The 20701-nt window shown below is 62.2% G+C and carries 26 protein-coding genes; 5 read left to right on the top strand and 21 right to left on the bottom strand.

Features of this window, described 5'->3' with window-relative positions:
- Positions 1-25: 25 nt before the first annotated feature.
- The 8 genes from AC3EMP_RS20590 to AC3EMP_RS20555 form a co-directional block, all read right to left on the bottom strand.
- A complete protein-coding gene (locus AC3EMP_RS20590; protein WP_352596376.1) occupies positions 26-472 on the bottom strand; it encodes a hypothetical protein in 447 nt (148 codons plus the stop codon).
- 14 nt (positions 473-486) lie between these two features.
- The gene (locus AC3EMP_RS20585; protein ID WP_023748729.1) at positions 487-1902 is read right to left on the bottom strand and encodes a pyridoxal phosphate-dependent decarboxylase family protein; all 1416 of its coding nucleotides are present in this window, start codon (positions 1900-1902) and stop codon (positions 487-489) included.
- 89 nt (positions 1903-1991) lie between these two features.
- Positions 1992-2723 (bottom strand): proteasome-type protease, encoded by a 732-nt coding sequence (locus AC3EMP_RS20580; protein ID WP_023670967.1) that lies wholly within the window; start codon positions 2721-2723, stop codon positions 1992-1994.
- A gap of 32 nt (positions 2724-2755) precedes the next feature.
- A complete protein-coding gene (locus tag AC3EMP_RS20575; RefSeq protein ID WP_352711954.1) occupies positions 2756-3550 on the bottom strand; it encodes a transglutaminase family protein in 795 nt (264 codons plus the stop codon).
- An 85-nt stretch (positions 3551-3635) separates the two neighbouring features.
- Positions 3636-4577: an alpha-E domain-containing protein gene (locus AC3EMP_RS20570; protein WP_023693403.1), complete on the bottom strand. Its 942-nt coding sequence runs from the start codon at positions 4575-4577 to the stop codon at positions 3636-3638.
- Positions 4578-4706: 129 nt separating this feature from the next.
- On the bottom strand, positions 4707-6119 hold the full coding sequence (locus AC3EMP_RS20565; protein ID WP_023670964.1) for a circularly permuted type 2 ATP-grasp protein: 1413 nt from the start codon (positions 6117-6119) through the stop codon (positions 4707-4709).
- Between the two features lie 273 nt (positions 6120-6392).
- Positions 6393-6629, bottom strand: a complete 237-nt coding sequence (locus AC3EMP_RS20560; protein WP_023670963.1) for an Lrp/AsnC family transcriptional regulator — start codon at positions 6627-6629, stop codon at positions 6393-6395.
- Between the two features lie 68 nt (positions 6630-6697).
- A complete protein-coding gene (locus AC3EMP_RS20555; protein ID WP_023700783.1) occupies positions 6698-7309 on the bottom strand; it encodes a DsbA family protein in 612 nt (203 codons plus the stop codon).
- Positions 7310-7502: 193 nt separating this feature from the next.
- Here AC3EMP_RS20555 and AC3EMP_RS20550 point away from each other — a divergent pair, with 193 nt between their 5' ends.
- Positions 7503-7925, top strand: a complete 423-nt coding sequence (locus tag AC3EMP_RS20550) for a DUF4864 domain-containing protein (RefSeq protein WP_352711955.1) — start codon at positions 7503-7505, stop codon at positions 7923-7925.
- Between the two features lie 6 nt (positions 7926-7931).
- Here AC3EMP_RS20550 and tgt read toward each other — a convergent pair whose 3' ends face one another.
- From tgt to coaD, 7 genes are all read right to left on the bottom strand, one after another.
- The gene (gene tgt / locus AC3EMP_RS20545) at positions 7932-9062 is read right to left on the bottom strand and encodes a tRNA guanosine(34) transglycosylase Tgt (RefSeq protein WP_023706199.1); all 1131 of its coding nucleotides are present in this window, start codon (positions 9060-9062) and stop codon (positions 7932-7934) included.
- A complete protein-coding gene (locus AC3EMP_RS20540) occupies positions 9055-9324 on the bottom strand; it encodes a hypothetical protein (protein WP_023684641.1) in 270 nt (89 codons plus the stop codon). Before AC3EMP_RS20540 ends, tgt begins: the two co-directional genes overlap by 8 nt.
- Positions 9314-10402, bottom strand: a complete 1089-nt coding sequence (gene queA, locus AC3EMP_RS20535) for a tRNA preQ1(34) S-adenosylmethionine ribosyltransferase-isomerase QueA (protein ID WP_023712379.1) — start codon at positions 10400-10402, stop codon at positions 9314-9316. The genes AC3EMP_RS20540 and queA overlap by 11 nt, the downstream gene beginning before the upstream one ends.
- The gene (locus tag AC3EMP_RS20530) at positions 10402-10851 is read right to left on the bottom strand and encodes a DMT family transporter (RefSeq protein WP_352711958.1); all 450 of its coding nucleotides are present in this window, start codon (positions 10849-10851) and stop codon (positions 10402-10404) included. Before AC3EMP_RS20530 ends, queA begins: the two co-directional genes overlap by 1 nt.
- Positions 10852-10863: 12 nt before the next feature.
- Complete coding sequence (locus tag AC3EMP_RS20525; RefSeq protein ID WP_023670956.1) at positions 10864-11376, bottom strand: peptidylprolyl isomerase; 513 nt, start codon at positions 11374-11376, stop codon at positions 10864-10866.
- Positions 11377-11419: 43 nt separating this feature from the next.
- The gene (locus tag AC3EMP_RS20520) at positions 11420-11914 is read right to left on the bottom strand and encodes a peptidylprolyl isomerase (protein ID WP_245260490.1); all 495 of its coding nucleotides are present in this window, start codon (positions 11912-11914) and stop codon (positions 11420-11422) included.
- Positions 11915-12082: 168 nt separating this feature from the next.
- Positions 12083-12583, bottom strand: a complete 501-nt coding sequence (coaD, locus tag AC3EMP_RS20515) for a pantetheine-phosphate adenylyltransferase (protein ID WP_023696507.1) — start codon at positions 12581-12583, stop codon at positions 12083-12085.
- A gap of 194 nt (positions 12584-12777) precedes the next feature.
- Here coaD and AC3EMP_RS20510 point away from each other — a divergent pair, with 194 nt between their 5' ends.
- Entirely contained in the window at positions 12778-12924 is a 147-nt protein-coding gene (locus tag AC3EMP_RS20510; RefSeq protein ID WP_352711960.1) for a hypothetical protein, read from the top strand.
- Between the two features lie 56 nt (positions 12925-12980).
- On the opposite strand, the gene gyrA is transcribed toward AC3EMP_RS20510, so the two are convergent.
- Together gyrA and AC3EMP_RS20500 are read right to left on the bottom strand one after the other, a co-directional pair.
- Complete coding sequence (gyrA, locus tag AC3EMP_RS20505) at positions 12981-15770, bottom strand: DNA gyrase subunit A (protein ID WP_023696506.1); 2790 nt, start codon at positions 15768-15770, stop codon at positions 12981-12983.
- A 223-nt stretch (positions 15771-15993) separates the two neighbouring features.
- Entirely contained in the window at positions 15994-16845 is an 852-nt protein-coding gene (locus AC3EMP_RS20500) for a helix-turn-helix transcriptional regulator (RefSeq protein ID WP_352711962.1), read from the bottom strand.
- 87 nt (positions 16846-16932) lie between these two features.
- On the opposite strand from AC3EMP_RS20500, the gene AC3EMP_RS20495 reads away from it, so the two are divergent.
- The 3 genes from AC3EMP_RS20495 (at position 16933) to AC3EMP_RS20485 (ending at position 18616) form a co-directional block, all read left to right on the top strand.
- Positions 16933-17469 (top strand): hypothetical protein, encoded by a 537-nt coding sequence (locus AC3EMP_RS20495; RefSeq protein WP_352711963.1) that lies wholly within the window; start codon positions 16933-16935, stop codon positions 17467-17469.
- Between the two features lie 33 nt (positions 17470-17502).
- A complete protein-coding gene (locus tag AC3EMP_RS20490; protein WP_352711965.1) occupies positions 17503-17880 on the top strand; it encodes a VOC family protein in 378 nt (125 codons plus the stop codon).
- A 106-nt stretch (positions 17881-17986) separates the two neighbouring features.
- Positions 17987-18616, top strand: a complete 630-nt coding sequence (locus tag AC3EMP_RS20485; RefSeq protein ID WP_023670949.1) for a MarC family protein — start codon at positions 17987-17989, stop codon at positions 18614-18616.
- 10 nt (positions 18617-18626) lie between these two features.
- Here the strand turns inward: AC3EMP_RS20485 and AC3EMP_RS20480 are convergent, their stop codons facing one another.
- The 4 genes from AC3EMP_RS20480 to AC3EMP_RS20465 all read right to left on the bottom strand — a co-directional run bounded on the left by AC3EMP_RS20480 (position 18627) and on the right by AC3EMP_RS20465 (position 20653).
- On the bottom strand, positions 18627-19052 hold the full coding sequence (locus tag AC3EMP_RS20480; RefSeq protein ID WP_023706191.1) for an OsmC family protein: 426 nt from the start codon (positions 19050-19052) through the stop codon (positions 18627-18629).
- A gap of 23 nt (positions 19053-19075) precedes the next feature.
- The gene (locus AC3EMP_RS20475; protein ID WP_023726685.1) at positions 19076-19474 is read right to left on the bottom strand and encodes a DUF2306 domain-containing protein; all 399 of its coding nucleotides are present in this window, start codon (positions 19472-19474) and stop codon (positions 19076-19078) included.
- Positions 19475-19511: 37 nt separating this feature from the next.
- Positions 19512-20042 (bottom strand): single-stranded DNA-binding protein, encoded by a 531-nt coding sequence (gene ssb, locus AC3EMP_RS20470; RefSeq protein ID WP_023715842.1) that lies wholly within the window; start codon positions 20040-20042, stop codon positions 19512-19514.
- A 116-nt stretch (positions 20043-20158) separates the two neighbouring features.
- The gene (locus AC3EMP_RS20465) at positions 20159-20653 is read right to left on the bottom strand and encodes a hypothetical protein (protein ID WP_023715843.1); all 495 of its coding nucleotides are present in this window, start codon (positions 20651-20653) and stop codon (positions 20159-20161) included.
- Positions 20654-20701 lie beyond the last annotated feature (48 nt).

Genomic DNA, 20701 nt, shown 5'->3' with positions numbered 1-20701 from the left:
CAAAGGCGAACCGGGCAGATACGGCTCAGACCCGCTCCGCCACCTTGCGGGTGACAGCCGCGACTTTACCTGGCGAGCGGATCATCAGGAAATTGCCGGACCAGTATCCCGGGATTCGCCAAGTGCCTTTGATCTCGGTTGCATCACCGTTGATGATGCCGCTGTAGTGAATCGGGTGCGCCTTCAATTCGGCCTTGTCGTATGTCTTGGTAAAGGAGACGGCGTTGCCCTCTCGCTGCCCCTGCAGGCTTGCGTATCTTGCCGTGCTGGTCGCCGCCGGTTCGTGGGTCATCCCCGTCAAGCTGGTTGCCGTCTCGATCAGCGTTGCAACGAAGGAAACCGGCGGCAGTTCGCGCGGATAGAAATAGCGCTCGCTCCAGACGCCCGTCAGATTCTGGCTAACCCCTTCGGCCCTTCCGGCCATATGCTTGCTCGCAAGTCCTTGCTGGCTTGCCCCGGCGGCGGCAACCACCCGAGCAATCCCTGTCAGTCCTTCGGGGATCTTGCACACTCGCAGATGACAGTGAAGGCGGTATCGACATCGGCCGCGGTTGTCTCGAACTGGCCTGCCTGGAAGCGGATGGCGACCCGGCCATCGACACGCGTCTGCGTCAGGTAGATACGGCCGTCATTGTTGATGGCGTCGACCAGACGCAAATTGTGCTCGTCGGAGTCAATGCCGGATGCGGCGCGATGCCGGAACGAGAACAGCGACAGCATCGGCTGGCTGGCGAGCTCGAAATCCTCCTCCTCGGCCAGGCGCCCGGCTATGCCTTCGCTCCAGGCGACGTGATTGCGGATCATGGTGCGCAGCGCCTCGAGGCCATGGGCGCGCAGCAGGAACCACAGCTTCAGCGCCCGGAAGCGACGGCCGAGAGGCACCGACCATTCGGAGTAGTTGATGATGCCGTCATGGCCGCGAGTTTTCAGATAGTCCGGCTTGATCGCCAGCGTGCGCACGAGATCCTCCGGCTGGCGGACGAACTGGATCGAGCAGTCGAATTGCGCGCCCAGCCATTTGTGCGGGTTGAAGACGATCGAGTCCGCGCCCTCGACACCGGTCCAGAAATGCCGGTATTCCGGACAGATCATCGCCGATCCGGCCCAGGCGGCGTCGATATGCAGATAGAGCCCCTGGCGTTTGGCCACCGCGGCCACTTCAGCGATGTCGTCGGTGCCGCCGGTGCTGGTGCCGCCGACGCACGCGATGATGCCGGCCGGCAATAGGCCGGCCGCGCGGTCGGCAACAATCGCCGCTTCCAAAGCCGCGGTATCCATGGCGCGGTAGGTGCCGGCGACGGGAATGCGGACGAGGTTTTCCTCGCCAATGCCGGCGACCCAGATGGCGCGGTCGATCGAGGTGTGCACCTGGTCGGAGGAATAGACGCGCAGCCTGCCCTGCCCGGAAAGGCCCTTCTTGTTGCCCTGCCAGTCGAGCGTGCGCTCGCGCATGGTCAACACGGCGGCCAGCGTCGCCGATGATGCGGAGTCCTGGATCACACCGGAAAAGCCTTCGGGCAGGCCGAGCGCCTGGCGCATCCAGTCGACGATGCGCGTCTCAAGCTCTGTCGCCGCCGGCGAAGTCTGCCACAGCATGCACTGCGCGGCCATCGCAGAGACCAGATATTCGGCAACCACCGAGACGGGTGCTGCATTGGCCGGGAAATAAGCAAAGAAACGCGGATGCTGCCAATGCGTCATGCCGGGCACGATCTTGGCTTCGAAATCGGCGAAGATCGTCTCCATCGATTCCGCAGCCTCCGGCGGAGAAGCTTCGATGCTCCTGAAGATCTCGCCCGGCGCTATGGCAGGTCGCACGGGCCGATCGCGAAGGCCGGCGCGGTAATCAGCGCCCCATTCGGCGGCGCGCCTCGACCAGTCGCGGAATTGCTCGTTGTCCATGGATCCTCCCGACGCGCCGATCAGCCAGCCGTTTGAATTTTGATTAACATGTTAAATAGAGACAGGCAACCGCGACGAAGGTTCCCGCGCTACCCCGGAAAATCCGGCAGGCTGGCAAAGGCCGTCTTCAACGCGTTCGACCAGCCCTCGGAAATAGCACGATAATATCGATCGTCCTGGCCGATGCGCTTTTTCAAACCCACCGTGAACGTGTCCTCCTCCAGGAACAGCAGGTCGAGAGGCAGGCCGACGGACAGGTTCGATTTCAGCGTCGAATCGAACGATACCAGCAAGAGCTTGACCGTTTCAGCCAGGCTCATCGTCCTTTCATAGGCACGGATGATGATCGGCTTGCCGTATTTGGTCTCGCCGATCTGGAAGAACGGCGTGTCGTCGGTCGATTCGATGAAATTGCCCTCGGGATAGATCATGAACAGCCGTGGCGGGCTGCCCTTGATCTGGCCGCCGAGGATGAAGGAGGCGTTGAAATAGGAATCCGCCCTTTCGCCGGCAGGCGACGAGCTGGCGATGACTTCCTTGACGGTGTCGCCGACCAGCCGCACCGTCTGGTACATGGATGGGGTCTCGAGCAGCGTCGCGTGGCGTTCCGCCACCGCCTTGGTGCGCTCGTCGAGCAGGCTGACCACGGCCTGCGTCGTGGCCAGATTGCCGGCCGACATCAGTACGATGACGCGCTCGCCTGGCTCTTCCCAGACATGCATCTTCTTGAAAGTGGAGATCGAATCCATCCCTGCATTGGTGCGCGTGTCCGACATGAACACGAGCCCACGATCGATCTTGAGGCCGACGCAATAAGTCATGGAATCTCTTCAGGCAGCAATCTTGCCGGAGACTACTGCTCTACCGTGACGGTGACTGCAAGCTGTTCCTCCGCCTGTCCCAGTCGAATTCCCGACACCGGCGAGGCGTCGCGATAATCACGGCCGGTGGCTACCCTGACATAGCGTTCATCGGGGGAAATGCCGTTGGCGGCGTCGAAGGCGACCCAGCCGAGACCCTGAACATGGGCTTCGGCCCAGGCATGGCTTGCCGCCTGCTCGATGGCCGCATCCATCATCAGATAGCCACTGACATAGCGGGCCGGAAAACCCATGACGCGGGCTGCGGTGACAAAGATGTGGCTGTGATCCTGGCAAACGCCGGTCTTCAGCGCCAATGCCTCTTCCGCCGGGGTCGTCACGCTGGTGGTGCCCGGCGTGTAGGCGACGCGCTGGACGATCAGCGCCATCAGCCAATGCAGCCTTTCGATGTCGGTACCTTTGCCGACCGCCGCGGCAAGCTCGCTTATGCCCTCGCCGGGGATGGTCAAAGCTGTCTCCTGGCTGAACAGCCACAGTGGCGCAAAGCCGTGATGCGGACCCGAGACGCCCGCTGTGTCGCGCGTGACAACCTCGCCGGAGGCCTCGACGGTGATGAAGTCGCGCTCGCCCTCGACGCTCAACAGCCTGTTATCGTTGCCGAAATGGTCGTTAAAGCGGACTTCCTCTCGCGCGCCCTCGATCTTCAGCGCCCAGGACAAGACGGTCTGCGTCGGTCCGCTGACCGGTAACAGGCGTAGCCGCTGCAACAGATAGTGCACCGGCGCGTCGTAGCGGTATTCGGTACGGTGGGTGATCTTGAGCCGCATGCCTATTTTCCGTTTGTAAGCATGATCTTATCCGAAAACCGGGTCCCACTTGTCGCTAGCGCGGCCCTCCGGTTCGCGATCATGCTCAATTGAACCGGTAATCTTGTGCGATCTCTTCGCCAAGCTTGGTGTTGTCTTGAATGAACCTGGCCAGGAATTCGTGCAGGCCGGCGTCGAATATGTCCTTGATCGACCCTGCCTGCAGCATCGCCTGTGTCCTGTCGACGGTGGCGTGGCAGGCATGACGGTCGCCATAGTCGTCGCCGAGGAACTTCAGATGCTCGGCAAGAAAACGATAACAGAAGGTCAGCGAACGCGGCATGCGCACATTGAGGATCAGATAGTCGGCAATGTTGGTGGGTTTGTAGTCGGCCTCATAGACCCAGCGATAGGAACGGTGCGCCGACACCGAGCGCAGGATCGATTCCCATTGGTAGTTGTCGAGGCTCGAGCCGACCCAGGAGATCGACGGCAGCAGCACGTAGTATTTCACGTCGAGGATGCGTGCCGTGTTGTCGGCCCGCTCGACATAGGTGCCGAGTTGTGAGAAGTCGAAGATCTCGTTGCGCAGCATCGTGCCGTAGAACGAGCCGCGGATCAGCGCCGTCTCGCGTTTGATGGCGTCGAGCACACTCGGCAGGTCGCGCTCGTCGATCGGCTTTGCCAGCATGCGCTTCAGGGCCATCCAGGCTTCGTTGATGCTCTCCCAGGTCTCGCGCGTCAGCGCGGTGCGCACCATGCGGGCATTGTTGCGAGCGGTCTCGATCGCCGACATCGTGCTCGACGGGTTCGAGGTGTCGCGCAGCAGGAAGTCGGCGACATTGGCGGCGGTGTAGTCCTTGTATTTCTGCGTGAAGGTGACGTCGGAGCCGGCGCTGAGCAGCACCGAATTCCACTCTTCCGACGCGCTCTGGGTGCGGGTCAGCGCCATGCGAAGGCCGGCATCGACCAGACGCGCCATGTTTTCCGCCCGCTCGATATAACGGTTCATCCAGTAGAGCCCGTTGGCGGTGCGGCCGAGAAGCATGGCAAGACCCTTCGGGCTAGTGAGTAGGGAATAGTGAGTAGGGATTAGTAAGCATTTGAATCTCTGTGGAATATGGCATTTCTTGTCCCTCTACTGCCTACTGCCTACTGCCTACTGCCTACTGCCTACCTAATCGTCCAACACCCACGTATCCTTCGTGCCGCCGCCTTGCGAGGAATTCACGACCAACGACCCCTCCTTCAGCGCCACCCGCGTCAAGCCGCCGGGCACGATCTGGATTCGGTCGGAGACCAGAACATAGGGTCGCAAGTCGACATGGCGCGGCGACAGGCCTTTTTCTGTCAGGATCGGGCAGGTCGACAGCGCCAGCGTCGGCTGGGCGATGTAGTTGGAAGGCTTCGCCTGCAGCTTCTTGGCGAAATCCTGGCATTCCTTCTTGGTCGCAGCCGGCCCCACCAGCATGCCGTAGCCGCCGGAGCCGTGCACTTCCTTGATGACCAGCTCATGGATGTGTTCGAGCACGTATTTCAGGCTGTCGGGCTCCGAGCAGCGCCAGGTCGGGATGTTGCCGAGGATGGCCTTGCGGCCGGTGTAGAACTCGACGATGTCGGGCATGTAGGAATAAATCGCCTTGTCGTCGGCGATGCCGGTTCCCGGCGCGTTGGCGATGGTGATGTTGCCGGCGCGGTAGACGTCCATGATGCCGGGCACGCCAAGGGCCGAGTCCGGCCGGAAGGTCAGCGGATCGAGGAAGGAATCGTCGACGCGCCGGTAAAGCACGTCGATCTGCTTGTAGCCTTCGGTCGTGCGCATAGCGACGTGGCCGTCTACAACGCGCAGATCCTGGCCTTCGACCAGTTGCACGCCCATCTGGTCGGCGAGGAAGGCATGTTCGAAATAGGCGGAGTTGAAGCTGCCCGGCGTCAGCACGGCAATGGTCGGTGCGCCCTTGGTGCTTTGCGGCCGCACTGCCGCCAGCGACTGGCGCAGCAATTGCGGATAATTCTCCACCGGCCGCACCTTGATCTGCTGGAACAGCTCGGGAAAGAGCTGCATCATCGTCTCGCGGTTCTCCAGCATGTAGGAGACCCCCGACGGCGTGCGCGCATTGTCCTCCAGCACGTAGAACTCGTTCTCCGAGATCCGGACGATATCGACGCCGATAATGTGGGTGTAGACGCCGGCCGGTGGCCGCACTCCGATCATTTCCGGCAGGAACGCCTCGTTCCTGGCGATCAGCTCCCTCGGCACGCGGCCGGCGCGCAGGATTTCCTGGCGGTGGTAAATGTCGTCGAGGAAAGCGTTCAGCGCCTGCACGCGCTGCTCGATGCCTTGCGTCAGCCTTCGCCATTCATTGCCGGAGATGATGCGCGGCACGATGTCGAAGGGGATCAGCCGCTCGGAGGCTTCCTGCTCGCCATAGACGGCGAAGGTAATGCCGGTCTTGCGGAAGACGCGCTCGGCGTCCTGCATCTTTTCGGTAAGCCTGGCCGGATCCTGCTCCTTCAGCCAGCGGTCGTAAGCCGTATACGGTTGTCTCAGCCCGGAAACTTCCGGAAGCATTTCATCGAACGCTGCCAATCGCATACTCCCCTGTGACGCCATTTCACTGGCGTCGCGGGAGAAAATCAAGCGCAATCGGTGATTTGGAGGATATCGGCGATCAGTATGTTTCGACTGCCCAAAATTCGGGCAGTCGGAACGGGACCTTAATCAGGCTCTGCCTTGTCGCCGGGCAAGTGCCTGATGCGGCCATAGCAGTTCACCGTTTCATGGCAACGGCGACCTGCCATGGCTTTTTGCTTCGACGCAATTCCGGACGGAAAACCGCTTCACACTTTTCCTGGAATTGCTTTAGAAAGCGCGGAAAGTGACGACCGTGAAGGTGTCCTTGATTCCGGGAATAATCTGTACCTTCTCGTTGACGAAGTGACCGACATCTTCCTCGTCGTCGACGTAGAATTTGGCAAGCAGGTCGTAATTGCCGGCGGTCGAGTAGATTTCCGAGGCGATTTCGGCATCGGCGAGCGCGCTGGCGACCTCGTAGGACTTGCCCAGATCGCACTTTATCTGCATGAAAAACGTCTTCATTGCCGGTCCCGATCAAGCTTCAGCACACAAGCGGCCCTTGTGGCAGACTGCCGCCCGGCTTTCAAGCATCAGGCCGAGCGCGCCTTGGCGACGGCTTGTCTCAGTTCGGACACCGGCATGCCGCGCCGATACAAGTTGCCGCCGATGACCAGGGCTGGCGTGCCGCGCAGCTTGAACGCCGTCGCCTGGACTTCGGTGCGGACAAGGGCAGCGTCGATATCGGGTTCACGGATGGCGAGGTCGGCACGCACCATCGCCACATCGACACCGACGGAAGAAAGGATGTCGTTGGTGCGGCGTTCCGAAAGGCCGCGCTGGTTGGTCATCAGCGCATCGACCGCCGCGCCATAGTGTTCGCCGCTCAGCAGCGTCACCCGCGCCGCGTCGCGCGACACGTCGCCGAAGATCGGCCAGTCCTTCATCACAAGCCGAACGCCGCTGTCCTCTTCCATCAACTTCTTCAGTTCGACGAAGACGAGCTTGCAGATCGGGCACTGATAGTCGACGAATTCGGCGATGGTGACGTCGCCATCGGGGTTGCCGAGCGCTGGAATGGCGGGATCAAAGGCGACTTCCGTGACGGTCGGCCCAGTGCTTGCCCAGGCGGGCAAGGGGGCCAAAACTGCGAGGCTTGCCGCGCCCTTCAGCAAAAGGCGCCGGTCGATCGGCTGCTTGAACATGGTCGTCCCCTGGTTGCGCGAACGGGTCCCCACCCGTCCCTACGATGCGCGCCCCGCGTTAAAGGAGGCTTAAGCATGATCATGTGGCACTTGCGTGGCGAATATTGCGGTTGCTGAAACCGTGAGGCTCCGCAAAGCGTATGGTATGATGCGTCCCGGGACAGGTTTTGTTGGGGGACAATGGAGACAGGCCATGCGCCGCACCGCATTCGCAGTTGTTTCATTGCTGTTCGCGTTGTTCGTGTCGGCAGCCCTTGCCGGCGACGCCGAAGTCAAGGCCGGCCAGGCCGTCATCGATGGTCAGTTGAAGGCGCTCATCGCCAATGATGGCGCCAAGGCGTACAGTTTCGCCGCTCCAAATGTGAAGCGCATCTTTCCGACCGTCGACACCTTCATGAACATGGTGACCAACGGCTATCCGCCGGTGCGCCAGCCGCAGAGCTATTCCTTCGGCAAGGTCGAGCAGATGGGGCCAACTTCGCTAATCCAGCAAGTGCTGATCGTTGGGACCGACGGCAAGGACTATGAGGCGGTCTACACGCTGGAACAGCAGCCCGACGGCAGCTTTCAAATCACCGGCTGCAGCTTGCGCGCAGCGAATTCGCTCAGCACCTAGATGTGCTTATAGCACCGGAATATCGCCCCTCGCCCATCCCTCTGAAATGTCTGATGTGCGCGCCTCGAAGGCCTTTGCCTCGATCGCGGCGCGAACGTCCTGCATCAGCTTCTGATAGTAAGACAGGTTGTTCCAGGTCAGAAGCATCGCGCCCAGCGCCTCCTGCGAGCGCACGAGATGATGCAGATAGGCGCGTGAATAGTCGCGTGCCGCCGGGCAGTCACTCTCCTCGTCCAGCGGCCGCGGATCGTCCGCATGGCGGGCATTCCTGAGATTGACCTTGCCGCGCCTGGTATAGGCCAGGCCATGGCGGCCGGCGCGGGTCGGCATCACGCAGTCGAACATGTCGATGCCGCGCGCCACCGATTTCACGATGTCGTCCGGCGTGCCGACGCCCATGAGATATCGAGGCTTGTTGTCAGGCAATTCCGGACAGGTGATCTCCAGCATATCCAGCATCACCGCTTGCGGTTCGCCGACGGCCAGGCCGCCGACCGCATAGCCCTTCAGCTCCATCGCGCTCAGCGCCTGCGCCGAACGCACCCTGAGAGCTGCGTTGTCGCCACCCTGGACGATGCCGAACATCGCCTTGCCGGGCTGATCGCCGAACGCTGTCTTGCAGCGCTCGGCCCAGCGCAGCGACAGCTCCATCGCGCGCTCGATCTGCTTGAGGTCGGCCGGCAGCGCTGTGCATTCGTCGAGCTGCATCTGGATGTCGGAATCGAGCAGGCCCTGGATCTCGATCGAGCGCTCCGGCGACATCTCGTAGGCAGCGCCGTCAATGTGCGAGCGAAAGGTGACGCCCTTCTCGGTCAATTTTCTGAGCTTCGACAGCGACATGACCTGAAAACCGCCACTGTCGGTCAGGATCGGCTGCGGCCAGCGGGCGAATTCATGCAACCCACCAAGCCGCGCCACGCGCTCGGCGCCGGGGCGCAGCATCAGATGATAGGTATTGCCCAGGATGATGTCGGCGCCGACGCCGCGCACCTGGTCCATATACATGGCCTTGACCGTGCCGCCGGTGCCGACCGGCATGAAGGCCGGCGTGCGGATTTCGCCGCGCGGCATGGTGATGGAACCGCGCCGCGCCTTGCCGTCGGTGGCGAGGATCTTGAAGGTGAATGTCTCAGCCATTGAATTCCTTGTCATGGACAGGCGCGCCTGGCGCCTGCCTGTCGAGCGACTGGCGGTATTGGATGCAGCCGCGCATGAATTTCGGCCATGGCGGCACGGCAATCGATGGATCGGTCTTTTCCGGCAGCAGGTCCCACAGGTTGGGATGATGCCAGCATAAATCATGGCCGGTAGAATCTCGATGCTGGCGTATGCCGGCACGGAGTTTCTTCACTTCGGCGATCAGGCTCTCGCGATCAAAGGCTTGCAGATCATCGTCCATCGCTCATCTCCGCTCGATAAAGCAGGCTTGCATCTCCGTAGGAATAGAACCTGTAATTGTTCCCGATGGCATGAGCATAGGCCGCACGCATCGTATCTAGGCCGCTGAAGGCCGAAACCAGCATGAACAGCGTCGAACGCGGCAGATGGAAATTGGTCATCAGCAGATCGGCGGTGCGGAAGCGATAGCCCGGCGTGATGAAGATGTCGGTCGGGCCGGACCAGGCGGTCAGCGAGCCATCAGGCCGTGCCGCGCTCTCCAGCAGGCGCAGCGAGGTCGTGCCGACAGCGATGATGCGCCCGCCCCGCGCCTTGGCGCCATTCAGAGCGTCGGCTGTTGCTTCGCTGACCGAGCCGGTCTCGGCATGCATCTTGTGGTCAGCGGTGTCGTCCGCCTTGACCGGCAGGAAGGTGCCGGCGCCGACATGCAAGGTGACGAAGCGGCGTTCGATGCCTTTTGCATCCAGCGCGGCAAACAGCTCCGGCGTAAAATGCAGGCCTGCGGTGGGGGCAGCGACTGCGCCCTCCTCCTTGGCATAGATTGTCTGGTAATCCGTCAGGTCGCGTGCGTCGTCGTCGCGCTTGGAGGCGATATAGGGGGGCAGCGGGATGTGGCCGACGGCGCGCAGCGCTTCGTCGAGAAATGGGCCGGAGAGGTCGAAGCCGAGCAACGCCTCGCCGGCGTCGCCCTTCTCGATGACCGTGGCGTCGAGTTGGCCGAGAAAACAGGAATTGCCGTCATGGCCGAAATGGATGCGGTCGCCGGCGGCGATGCGCTTGCCCGGCCGCATGAAGGCCAGCCAGCGGTCCGGCGCCATGCGCATATGCAGCGTGGCGTCGACCTGCGCCTGCGCTTCGCCGCGCCGCCTGATGCCTCTCAACTGGGCAGGAATGACCTTGGTGTCGTTGAAGACCAGCACGTCGCCCGTTCTGAGCAAGGACGGAAGGTCGCGCACCGCGCGGTCCGCAAAGTCTTCGCCTGGCCTGACCACCAGCATTCTGGCGCTGTCGCGCGGCTCGGCCGGGCGCAGCGCGATGCGCTCCTCCGGCAGGTCGAAGTCGAAGAGATCGACGCGCATCAGTAGAGCCGGACGAGCAGCGCTCCGGCCAACAGCAGCACCGCGCCGGCGATGCGGCCGAGCGAAATCTCGCGCACCGCCACGCCGAGAACGCCGACGCGATCGATCAGCATGCCGGCCAGCAACTGGCCGGCAACCAGGAACGCCATCAACGCGGCTGCACCAATGCGCGGCGTAAGAATGGTTGACAGGGTAACATAGAAACCGCCGAGCATGCCGCCGGCGATGAACAGCCAAGGCGCCGGCGCCTTCCAGTCGAGCGAGATGTCCTGCAGCCGCACAACGGCAATGGAGATGATACCAAGCACGATCGCGCCCGACAGGAACGAAAACGCAGCAGCCGCGACCGGGAGCCCCAGGCCGCGCGCCAGCTGCGAGTTGATCGGCGCCTGGACGGCGATGAAGGCGCCTGACAGGATGCCGAGCAGCGACCAGACCAAGCCCATCATCTTCGTTTGTCCTTACCTGACGTCGGCCGCGACCTTCAGCGACACGATCTTGTCGGGATCGACCACCGGCTCGCCGCGCTTGATCTTGTCGACATTGTCCATGCCTTCGATGACCTGGCCCCAGACCGTGTACTGGCGGTTGAGGAAAGCGGCATCGTCGAAGCAGATGAAGAACTGCGAATTGGCCGAGTTCGGGTTCTGCGAACGGGCCATCGAGCAGGTGCCGCGACCATGGTTGGCGTTGGAGAACTCAGCCTTCAGGTCCGGCTTTTCCGAGCCGCCCATGCCCGCGCGGGAGGGGGCAAAAGTGGGCTTGGTCGAATTGCCGAACTTGACGTCACCGGTCTGCGCCATGAAGCCTTCGATGACGCGGTGGAAAACCACGCCGTCATAGGCGCCTTCGCGGGCCAGTTCCTTGATCCGGGCGACGTGGCCCGGGGCCAGGTCGGGGAACAGTTCAATGACGACCTTGCCCTTGGTCGTTTCCAGGATGAGCGCGTTTTCGCGGTCCTTGATCTCAGCCATGTCGGATATCCTTTATCTCAGAAAACAGAATGATTTGATAGGTTTACTTGTCGGCGGCGATGCGTACCTTGATCATGCGGTCGGGCTCACTGACCGTGCCGTTGTCCGCCTCGTTGCCCTTCTTGATGTTGTCCACCAGCTCTATGCCGCTGACGACATTGCCGACGATGGTGTACTGGCCATCGAGGTTCGGCGCCGGCGCGAACATGATGAAGAACTGCGAATTGGCGGAGTTCGGGTCCTGCGAACGGGCCATACCGAGCGTGCCGCGCTTAAAATGTTCGCTCTGCGAGAATTCCGCCGGCAGGTCGGGCAGGTCTGAACCGCCGGTGCCGACGGCCTCGGGGCTGAACCCCTTCTTCATGTTGCCGAACTTGACGTCGCCGGTCTGCGCCATAAAGCCGTTGATGACGCGGTGGAATGCGACATCGTTATAAGCGCCTTCGCGCACCAGCTTCTTGATCTGGGCGACATGCTTGGGTGCCAGGTCGGGGCGTAGCGCGACGGTGACGTCGCCGTTCTTCAAGGTGATGACCATGGTGTTTTCCGGTTCGGCGGCGAAGGCCGAAACGGATGCGGTCACGAGACCGGCAAGCACGACGAGGAACGAGGCGAGCTTTTTCAGCTGCATAAGGGATCTCCGAAGGTCTTTGTTAGGGTGCATGTCGTTGCCCCAAAACCGGCATCCACTTTTGGGCGACATGCACTATTTCGCGAATTTGGCGGTGAGCGCGCCGGCAACGGCGGCCGGTACGAAGGGACGGATGTCTCCGCCCATCGAGGCTATCTGGCGCACAAGTGTGGCGGTAATGGTGCGTACCGATGGACTGGCGGGCAGAAAAACCGTCTGCAGTTCCGGCGCCATGGTCTCGTTCATGCCGGCCATCTGCATCTCGTAATCGAGATCGGTGCCGTCGCGCAGGCCGCGGATCATGATCGAGGCGCCATGCTTGCGGGCCGCGTCGATGACCAGCCCGTCAAAGGCGACGACCTTGATCCGGGCTCCGTCGCGGCCGAATTCGGCGTTCGTCGCGGCCTCGATCAGCTTCACCCGTTCGTCGAAGGAAAACAGCGGCGTCTTGCCGGGATGGGTGCCGATCGCCGCATATACCGTGTCGGCGACAGCCAGCGATGCCTTCAGCACATCGAGATGGCCGTTGGTCAGCGGGTCGAAGGAGCCGGCATAAAGGGCGATGCGATCGGTCATGGGAGGTGCTTCTAGCGGGGCATTGGGCGGAAGGCAAATGCGATTGGGAACATCTGCGTGAACCTTTTCGCAGACATGAACGACAGATGAATGCCTTGATCACGAAGACTTCACGCCGCGTTCGCTAGTTTGCACTTCGGAAGATGAAACCAAAACCCGATCTAACCGTTGGATAGGCGCAGGAGAACACGCACATGCTGATCTACATGCTCGCCACCGCAATGACCGTCGCCATGCTGATCGCCACCGCATTCGGATTGCATAGCGAGGCAGAGCGCGTCCGTGTCCGCACAAAGCGGTTCGAAGGTTTCGGCGCTCGCTGGCCCCACCATCGCCACTGATTTATTGCTAGTTTCTTGTTTGCGCCGGCCCATCGGGCCGGCGTTGTTGCTCAAACCTATTCGGTGCTGTCCGGTACGGCATCTCCGGCGCCGGCCTCAATGACACCCTCTTCGACATCCTCGTCGGCCTGCGGCTCCGAAATCCGTTCGACCGAAACCACCTTCTCGCCTTCGGCGGTGTTGAAGATGGTCACGCCCTTGGTCGCGCGGCTGGCGAAACGGATACCGTTGACCGGCACCCGGATGACCGTGCCGCCATCCGAAACCAGCATGATCTGGTCGTCATTGCCGACCGGGAAAGTCGCCACCAGCTGGCCGATCTCGGCCACCTTCGACACGTCGGTGGCGCGGATGCCTTTGCCGCCGCGTCCGGTCAGGCGGAAATCGTAGGATGACGAGCGCTTGCCGTAGCCATATTCGGTCACCGTCAGCACATACTGCTCATGCGCCTTGAGCTCTTCGTAACGGCTGTCGGAAAGCTCAGTCTCCTCGCCAATCTCCTCATTGGTGAGTGCAATCTCTTCTTCCTCGCCGGTCACCTCGGCGGCAAGCCGCCGCTCCAGTGCTGCCCGCTTGAGGTAGGCGGAGCGTTCCGCCGGTGAAGCATCGACATGCTCGATGACCGACATGGAGATGATGCGGTCGGTCTCGGCCATGCTTATGCCGCGCACGCCGACCGAATTGCGGCTCTGGAAGACGCGCACATCGCCAACGCGGAAGCGGATGCACTGGCCGGAGCTGGCGGTCAAAAGCACATCGTCATTGTCTGTGCAGGTCTCGACGCCGAGAATCTCGTCGCCCTCCTCCTCCAGCTTCATGGCGATCTTGCCATTGCGGTTGACCTGGACGAATTCGGACAGCTTGTTGCGGCGCACGGTGCCGCGCGTGGTGGCGAACATGACGTCGAGTTCGCCCCAGCTGGTCTCGTCCTCGGGCAGCGGCATGATGGTGGTGATGCGCTCGCCCTGCTCCAGCGGCAGCATGTTGATCAGCGCCTTGCCGCGCGACTGCGGATTGCCGATTGGCAGCCGCCAGACCTTTTCCTTGTAGACGATGCCGCGCGAGGAGAAGAACAGCACCGGCGTATGCGTGTTGGCCACAAACAGCCGGGTGACGAAATCCTCTTCCTTGGTCGACATACCGGAGCGGCCCTTGCCGCCGCGGCGTTGCGCCCGGTAGAGCGACAGCGGCACGCGCTTGATGTAGCCGGAATGGCTGACGGTGACGACCATGTCCTCGCGCTGGATCAGGTCCTCGTCTTCCATGTCGGCGCCGCCGTCGGTGAGCTCGGTGCGGCGCGGCGTGCCGAACTCGTCGCGCACGGCGGCAAGCTCGTCCTTGACGATCTGCTGGATGCGGGCGCGGGACGACAGAATGTCGAGGTAATCCTTGATCTCGTCGCCGATCGTGTTCAGCTCGTCGGCGATTTCGTCACGGCCGAGCGCGGTCAGGCGCTGCAGGCGCAGTTCGAGGATTGCGCGCGCCTGTTCCTCGGAGAGGTTGTAGGTGCCATCCTCATTGATGCGATGGCGCGGATCGTCGATAAGCAGAATCAATGACTCCACGTCCCCGGAGGGCCAGCGCCGCTCCATCAACTGCTCGCGCGCCGTCTGCGGATCGGGCGCGGTGCGGATCAGCTTGATCACTTCGTCGATGTTGGCGACGGCGATGGCGAGGCCGACCAGCACGTGGGCGCGGTCGCGCGCCTTGCGCAGCAGGAATTTCGTGCGCCGGCTAATCACCTCTTCGCGGAAGCTGACAAACGCCTTCAGCATGTCGGTCAGGTTCATCACTTCCGGCTTGCCGCCGTTCAGCGCCACCATATTGGCGCCGAAGGAGGTTTGCAGCGGCGTGAAGCGGTAAAGCTGGTTGAGAATGACGTCGGCGACAGCGTCGCGCTTCAGCTCGATGACGACGCGGTAGCCCTGGCGGTCGCTTTCGTCGCGAATGTCGGAAATGCCTTCGATGCGCTTGTCGCGCACCAGCTCGGCCATTTTCTCGATCATCGAGGCCTTGTTCACCTGGTACGGGACTTCCGTGATGATGATCGATTCACGGTCGTTGCCGCGCTGCTCGACATTGACCTTGCCGCGCATGACGATGGAGCCACGACCCGTCGCATAGGCGCTGTAGATGCCGGAACGGCCGAGCACGATGCCGCCGGTCGGGAAATCGGGACCCGGAATGATCTCCATCAGCGCCGGCAAATCGATCGCCGGATTGTCGATGATGGCGATGGCGCCGTTGCAGATCTCGGCCAGATTATGCGGCGGAATATTGGTGGCCATGCCGACGGCAATGCCGCCGGAACCGTTGACCAGAAGGTTGGGGAAGCGAGCCGGCAGCACCTTCGGCTCGGTGTCGGAGGCGTCATAAGTCTCCTGGAAATCGACGGTTTCCTTGTCGATGTCCTCCAGCAGCTCATGTGCGACCTTGGTCAGCCGCGATTCGGTGTAGCGCATCGCCGCCGGCGGATCGCCGTCGATGGAGCCGAAATTACCCTGCCCGTCGATCAGCGGAACGCGCAGCGACCAGTCCTGCGCCATGCGCACTAAGGCGTCGTAGATCGAGGCGTCGCCATGCGGATGGTATTTACCCATCACGTCGGCGACCGGGCGGGCCGACTTCACATATTTGCGGTTCCAGTGATAGCCGCTCTCATGCGCCGCATAGAGAATGCGGCGGTGAACCGGCTTCAGGCCGTCGCGTACATCGGGCAGCGCACGGCTGACGATGACGCTCATGGCATAAGAGAGGTAGGAGCTCTGCATCTCCTCGATGATGGAGATGGGCTCGATGCCGGTGGGGCCGCCGTCGGCGCCGCGCGGGGGTTTTTGGTCGGTCAAATCGGATCACAATCTAATCAGGAATCACTGACCGCTTATATAGGAAGCACGGCCGAAACTCCAATATTCGTGGTGCTTTTCCAATGAGGATTTCAGTGGTAAATTCAAATGGATACCTCTGATTGCGACGATTTGGCCATAACGCATTCGCCGCCGCCAGGGGCAAAAGCCTGCGAAGGACAGTTTTCCAAGCCAACAGCTTATCTGGAGGCAGACAGACGCGTCAGCGGGTAGCCACCCGCCGGGCGCGATAGTCGCCGGGCGTCTCACCCATGACGCGCCGGAAACGGCGGTTGAACGTCGACAAATCGTTGAAACCGGCCTCGAAGGCGATTGCCGAGATGGCATCGCCTGACATGCGCAGCCGCACCGCCGCGCGGTGCAGCCGGGTTCTCAGCAGAAACTGATAGGGCGTCATGCCGGCGACCTGCCGGAAGGTGCGCAGGAAATGATACGGGCTGGTCGCCGTCGCGCAGGCAAGCTCGGAAAGCGAGACCGGCCTGTCGGCATTGAGCTCGATCTGCCGCACCGCCTCAGCAACCCGTTTCTGGTCGCGGCGGCTCGGCGGTCGAACGCCAGGCACCGCATCGCTGGCCACAGGCAGTGCTGCGCCGGCAACTGCCAGTGCTGCGCCCGCAATTCGCAGGCCAAGCTCTTCAAAGGCGTCGATGTCGACCATCTCGCGCGCCGCTTCCGCCTCGGCCAGCAGCGATGCCAGCGCCGGCAAGGGCGGCATATGCGGCACGCCGAAGGCGAGCTTGCTCGCGCCGGGCACGTCGCTGGCGATGCGGTCGAGATAGGCCGGAGCGAAGTGGAAGGACAGGCAACGGTCGCCGGCGCCATGCTCATGCCCGCATTCATAGCAGGCGCCGACATTGCCGAGCAGGATCGCGCCCGGCGCCAGCATGGCGGCGCCTTGCCTGGTGCGGTAGTGGAAGGTGCCGCTGGTGACAGCGGCAACGCAGAAGGTGTCGTGCGCCTCCTCGAACGGGCGGTCGCCGGCGCCGGCCGTGCACAGCACGTCACAGACATACCAACCCTGCCCCGATGCCAGGTTTTGTTGGCTCGTCGTCATGGCTTGAAAGATAGCAATTTTTCCCAAGCGCGACACCCTGCCGGGGCCTATCGCTTGCAGCCTCCTGACACAACGAAGGCAGCAAGTATGATCGGTGCATCCTCCTTTGCCGAAGCGCTCCACAGCGACGGCCCCAATCCCGGCCTGGCTGAAAAGCTGGATCTCTACGGCCGCTTCGTCGGCGCCTGGACATTCGAGGCCACGCGCCATCTCGAGGACGGCACGGTTCTCACCGGACGCGGCGAGGTGCATTTCGGCTGGGTCCTGGAAGGCAGGGCGATCCAGGATGTATGGATCCTGCCCGCGCGGGATGCCGGCCCCTCGCCTTCTCTCGGCAAATGGACTTTCTATGGCACAACGCTGCGGGCCTATGATCCCGGCTCGGATGCCTGGCACATCTTCTGGAGCGACCCGCGCAACCAATACTACAGCCGCCAGCTTGGTCGCGCCGAAGGCGACACGATTGTGCAGGTCGGCGCCGACGGCACTGGTTCCTCGGTCCGCTGGAGCTTTTCGCGCATCACCAAGGACAGCTTCCGCTGGCTCGGCGAGCGTTCGCACGACGATGGCAAGACATGGCGTCTCGAAGTCGAGTTCCTGGCGCGCCGCGTCGCCCAGGACTGATGACGCAACATATTGCAAAAAAGGTGAAAAAACATGCTTGACCATGTCTCGATCGGCGTCCGCGACACCAACGTTTCGAAGCCCTTCTACGATGCCGCGCTAAAGCCGCTCGGTTATTCCTGCCTCGGCCAGTCGCCAGGCTCACTGGGTTATGGTGCGCAAGCCGTCGCGCTGTGGGTGAACGACGCGGAGCGGCCAGTGCCATCGGACGAGAAGTCCGGTCTGCATTTCTGCTTTGCCGCGCCGACGAGGCAGAGTGTCGTCGCCTTCCATGCCGCCGCCTTGCGTGTAGGCGGCAGCGACAATGGCGCGCCGGGCCTGCGCGCCGACTATGGCGAGGACTATTACGCTGCCTTCATCGTCGATCCCGACGGCTATCGCCTGGAGGCCTATTGCAACGCTGCCGCCTAACATAGCCGGCATCTCCGGTATCGGCATCTCAGACGGTTCCCACCGGCCAGGCTTTGCTCTACCACTATCGTGGCGCAGGGGTCCGGCCCGGCGGGAGGGGTCAGCGATGCCGAGTTTCGACAGCCTGTTCAACGCCTTCGTCACCATTCTGGTGACCATCGACCCGCCAGGTCTCGCGCCGCTCTTCCTCGCGGTGACACGCGGCATGAACCGCGAGGAACGTCAGCAGGTCTCGGTGCGCGCCTCGATCATCGGCTTCCTGGTGATGGCGCTGTTTGCGGTGGCCGGGGCCTCCATCCTGTCGGTGTTCGGCATCACGCTGCCGGCTTTCCGCGTCGCCGGCGGGTTTTTGCTGTTCTTCATCGCTTTCGAAATGGTGTTTGAGCGCCGCCAGGACCGCAAGGAGAAGATCGGCGACGTCGCCATCACCAAGGACATGATCCACAACATCGCGGCCTTCCCGCTGGCGATCCCGCTGATCGCCGGCCCCGGTGCGATTTCGGCGACTGTGCTACTGTCGGGCTCGTTTCAGGGTTTTGCAGCACAAGCGGCGCTGGTCGGCATCATCTTCGTCTGCCTTGCCATCACCTATCTGGTGTTCGTGTTGTCGGAGCGCATCGACCGCATCCTCGGCCAGACCGGCCGCTCGATCCTCACCCGCCTGCTCGGCGTCATCCTGGCCGCGCTTGCGGTTCAGTTCGTCGCGGATGGCATCAAGGCGCTGATGGCGGGGTAAGCGGCAGCCCCTACTCCACCGCCGTATCGACGACCTCGAAATCGTGAGTGATGACAGCCGTCTTGGCCAGCATGGCCGAGGCCGAGCAGTATTTCTCGATCGACAGGTTGATGGCGCGCTGGACCTTGTCGCGCGACAGCGCGTGGCCCGTGACGATGAAATGCATATGGATGCGGGTGAAGACTTTGGGGTCGGTTTCGGCCCGGTCGGCGTCGAGTTCTACAACACAGTCCTCGATCGCCTCGCGGCCTTTTTCGAGGATGTGGACGACATCATAGGCCGAGCAGCCGCCGGTGCCGATCAGCACCAGCTCCATCGGGCTCGGACCTGGCGTCTTGCCTTCCGGCCCGGGGGCGGTCCCCAGCACCAGTTTGTGGCCGCTGCCGGACTCGCCGACGAAGGTGCGCTCCTCGACCCATTTAATCCGTGCTTTCACGGCAATCTTCCTTTCAGAAAGCGTCACTGGCCGAAGACGACCGTGTGCATGATCCGCCCCGGCAGCAGCGTGAACACGCCGGCGCCGATCAGGGCGAAAACATACAGCGATATCATCACCCTGCGATGTTTGGCGACCCGATGCATATGCGCGTGCCAGACCGCAAGCGGCACGGCGATCAACACTAAAATCGACAAGAGATGGATCGGGCTGAACGGACCGACGAGGCGTATCTGCTGGATCCAGAAACTGGAGATGGCGACGACCATCATCAGCGCCGCCCAGGCATAGCCGACGACACGATGACGCGTCGTGCCTTTCGGCAGCGCCAGTTGCGTAGCGCCAACGGCCAGCGCGGCAAGGGCCGCGAAGGCGTGCCATGGAATGGGAGGGCGCGCCGATAGAAGCGGTCCGAGCGACATCGCACCCTCTCCTCAGATATCGCTGACTATCGTCAGCTCAGAACGGGATTTCGTCGTCCAGTTCGCGCGACGAGCCGCCGCCACCGCCGCCCTTGGAACCGCCGCCACCGCTATTGCCGCCGCGGTTGAAGCTCTCATTGGGGCCAGACTGGCCGAAATCCGAGCCACGGCTCGCGCCGCCGCCGGCATAGTTGCCGACCTGACCGCCGCCCTCGCCGCGAGAATCGAGCATCTGCAGCTCGCCGCGGAATTTCTGCAGCACGACCTCGGTCGTGTACTTGTCGGCGCCGGTCTGGTCTTGCCATTTGCGTGTCTGCAGCTGGCCTTCGACGTAAACCTTCATGCCCTTCTTCAGGTACTGCTCGGCGACCTTGGCGATCTGGTCATTGAAAATGACCACGTTGTGCCATTCGGTCTTTTCCTTGCGCTCGCCGGAGTTCTTGTCGCGCCAGCTTTCCGACGTGGCGATGCGGATGTTGACGACCGGATCACCGGAATTCAGGCGGCGGATTTCAGGGTCCGCGCCGAGGTTACCGACCAGAATGACCTTGTTGACGCTACCCGCCATGACACTTCTCCGTGCTCATCCGAAACAAATTTCAAGTCGTTCACCTTACAGGCCGCGCACAATCCTGGCTTGCCGCGGCTGGCTTTTCCCACAAGGTTTTTGTTCCCTTTTCGTTCCTATACTGTTAACCACGGATTGTCAAGGAATGGCAGCAATCGCCGACGCGGGCGCGTGGATTTAGCTGACACGCAGGGGCGAGAAGCGGTGTCGTCAGCGCCGTTTTTTAGCTGGTGGCAACGGACCGGAAAAGCCGCTCCACTCCATGCCCATGCATGGGCGCGCTGTGCGATCACGGTTGGCGCCGACATCAGCCCGACTGCAGGTTCAGATTTCAGAGCCGGGTCATTCAGCAATTTCCCGATCGCGCGCCCGTGCCACCACACCTGAGCGACGAGCGCCGCTACCACCGCGATCAGGCCCCAGGTCCCCAATCCTTCGCCGAAGATGTAAATCCCGTATGGCGGGGATAGCGCCGTACCCAGCTTGGCCAACAAGATCACGGCCACGAAACCGATGACGGCGATCGCTCCTATACCGAGTACGAGGCGGCGATAGAGCCTCAGAGCCTCGTTGAGGTTCTCGGCGGACGAAAGATCGACGTTGGAATTCATAAATACTACTCCTGCCTCGCGATGATCGGCCCATCTTGTTCCCCACGG

This window comes from Mesorhizobium sp. P160219, assembly GCF_057786095.1.
This window is presented reverse-complemented; position numbering and strand designations above follow the sequence as displayed.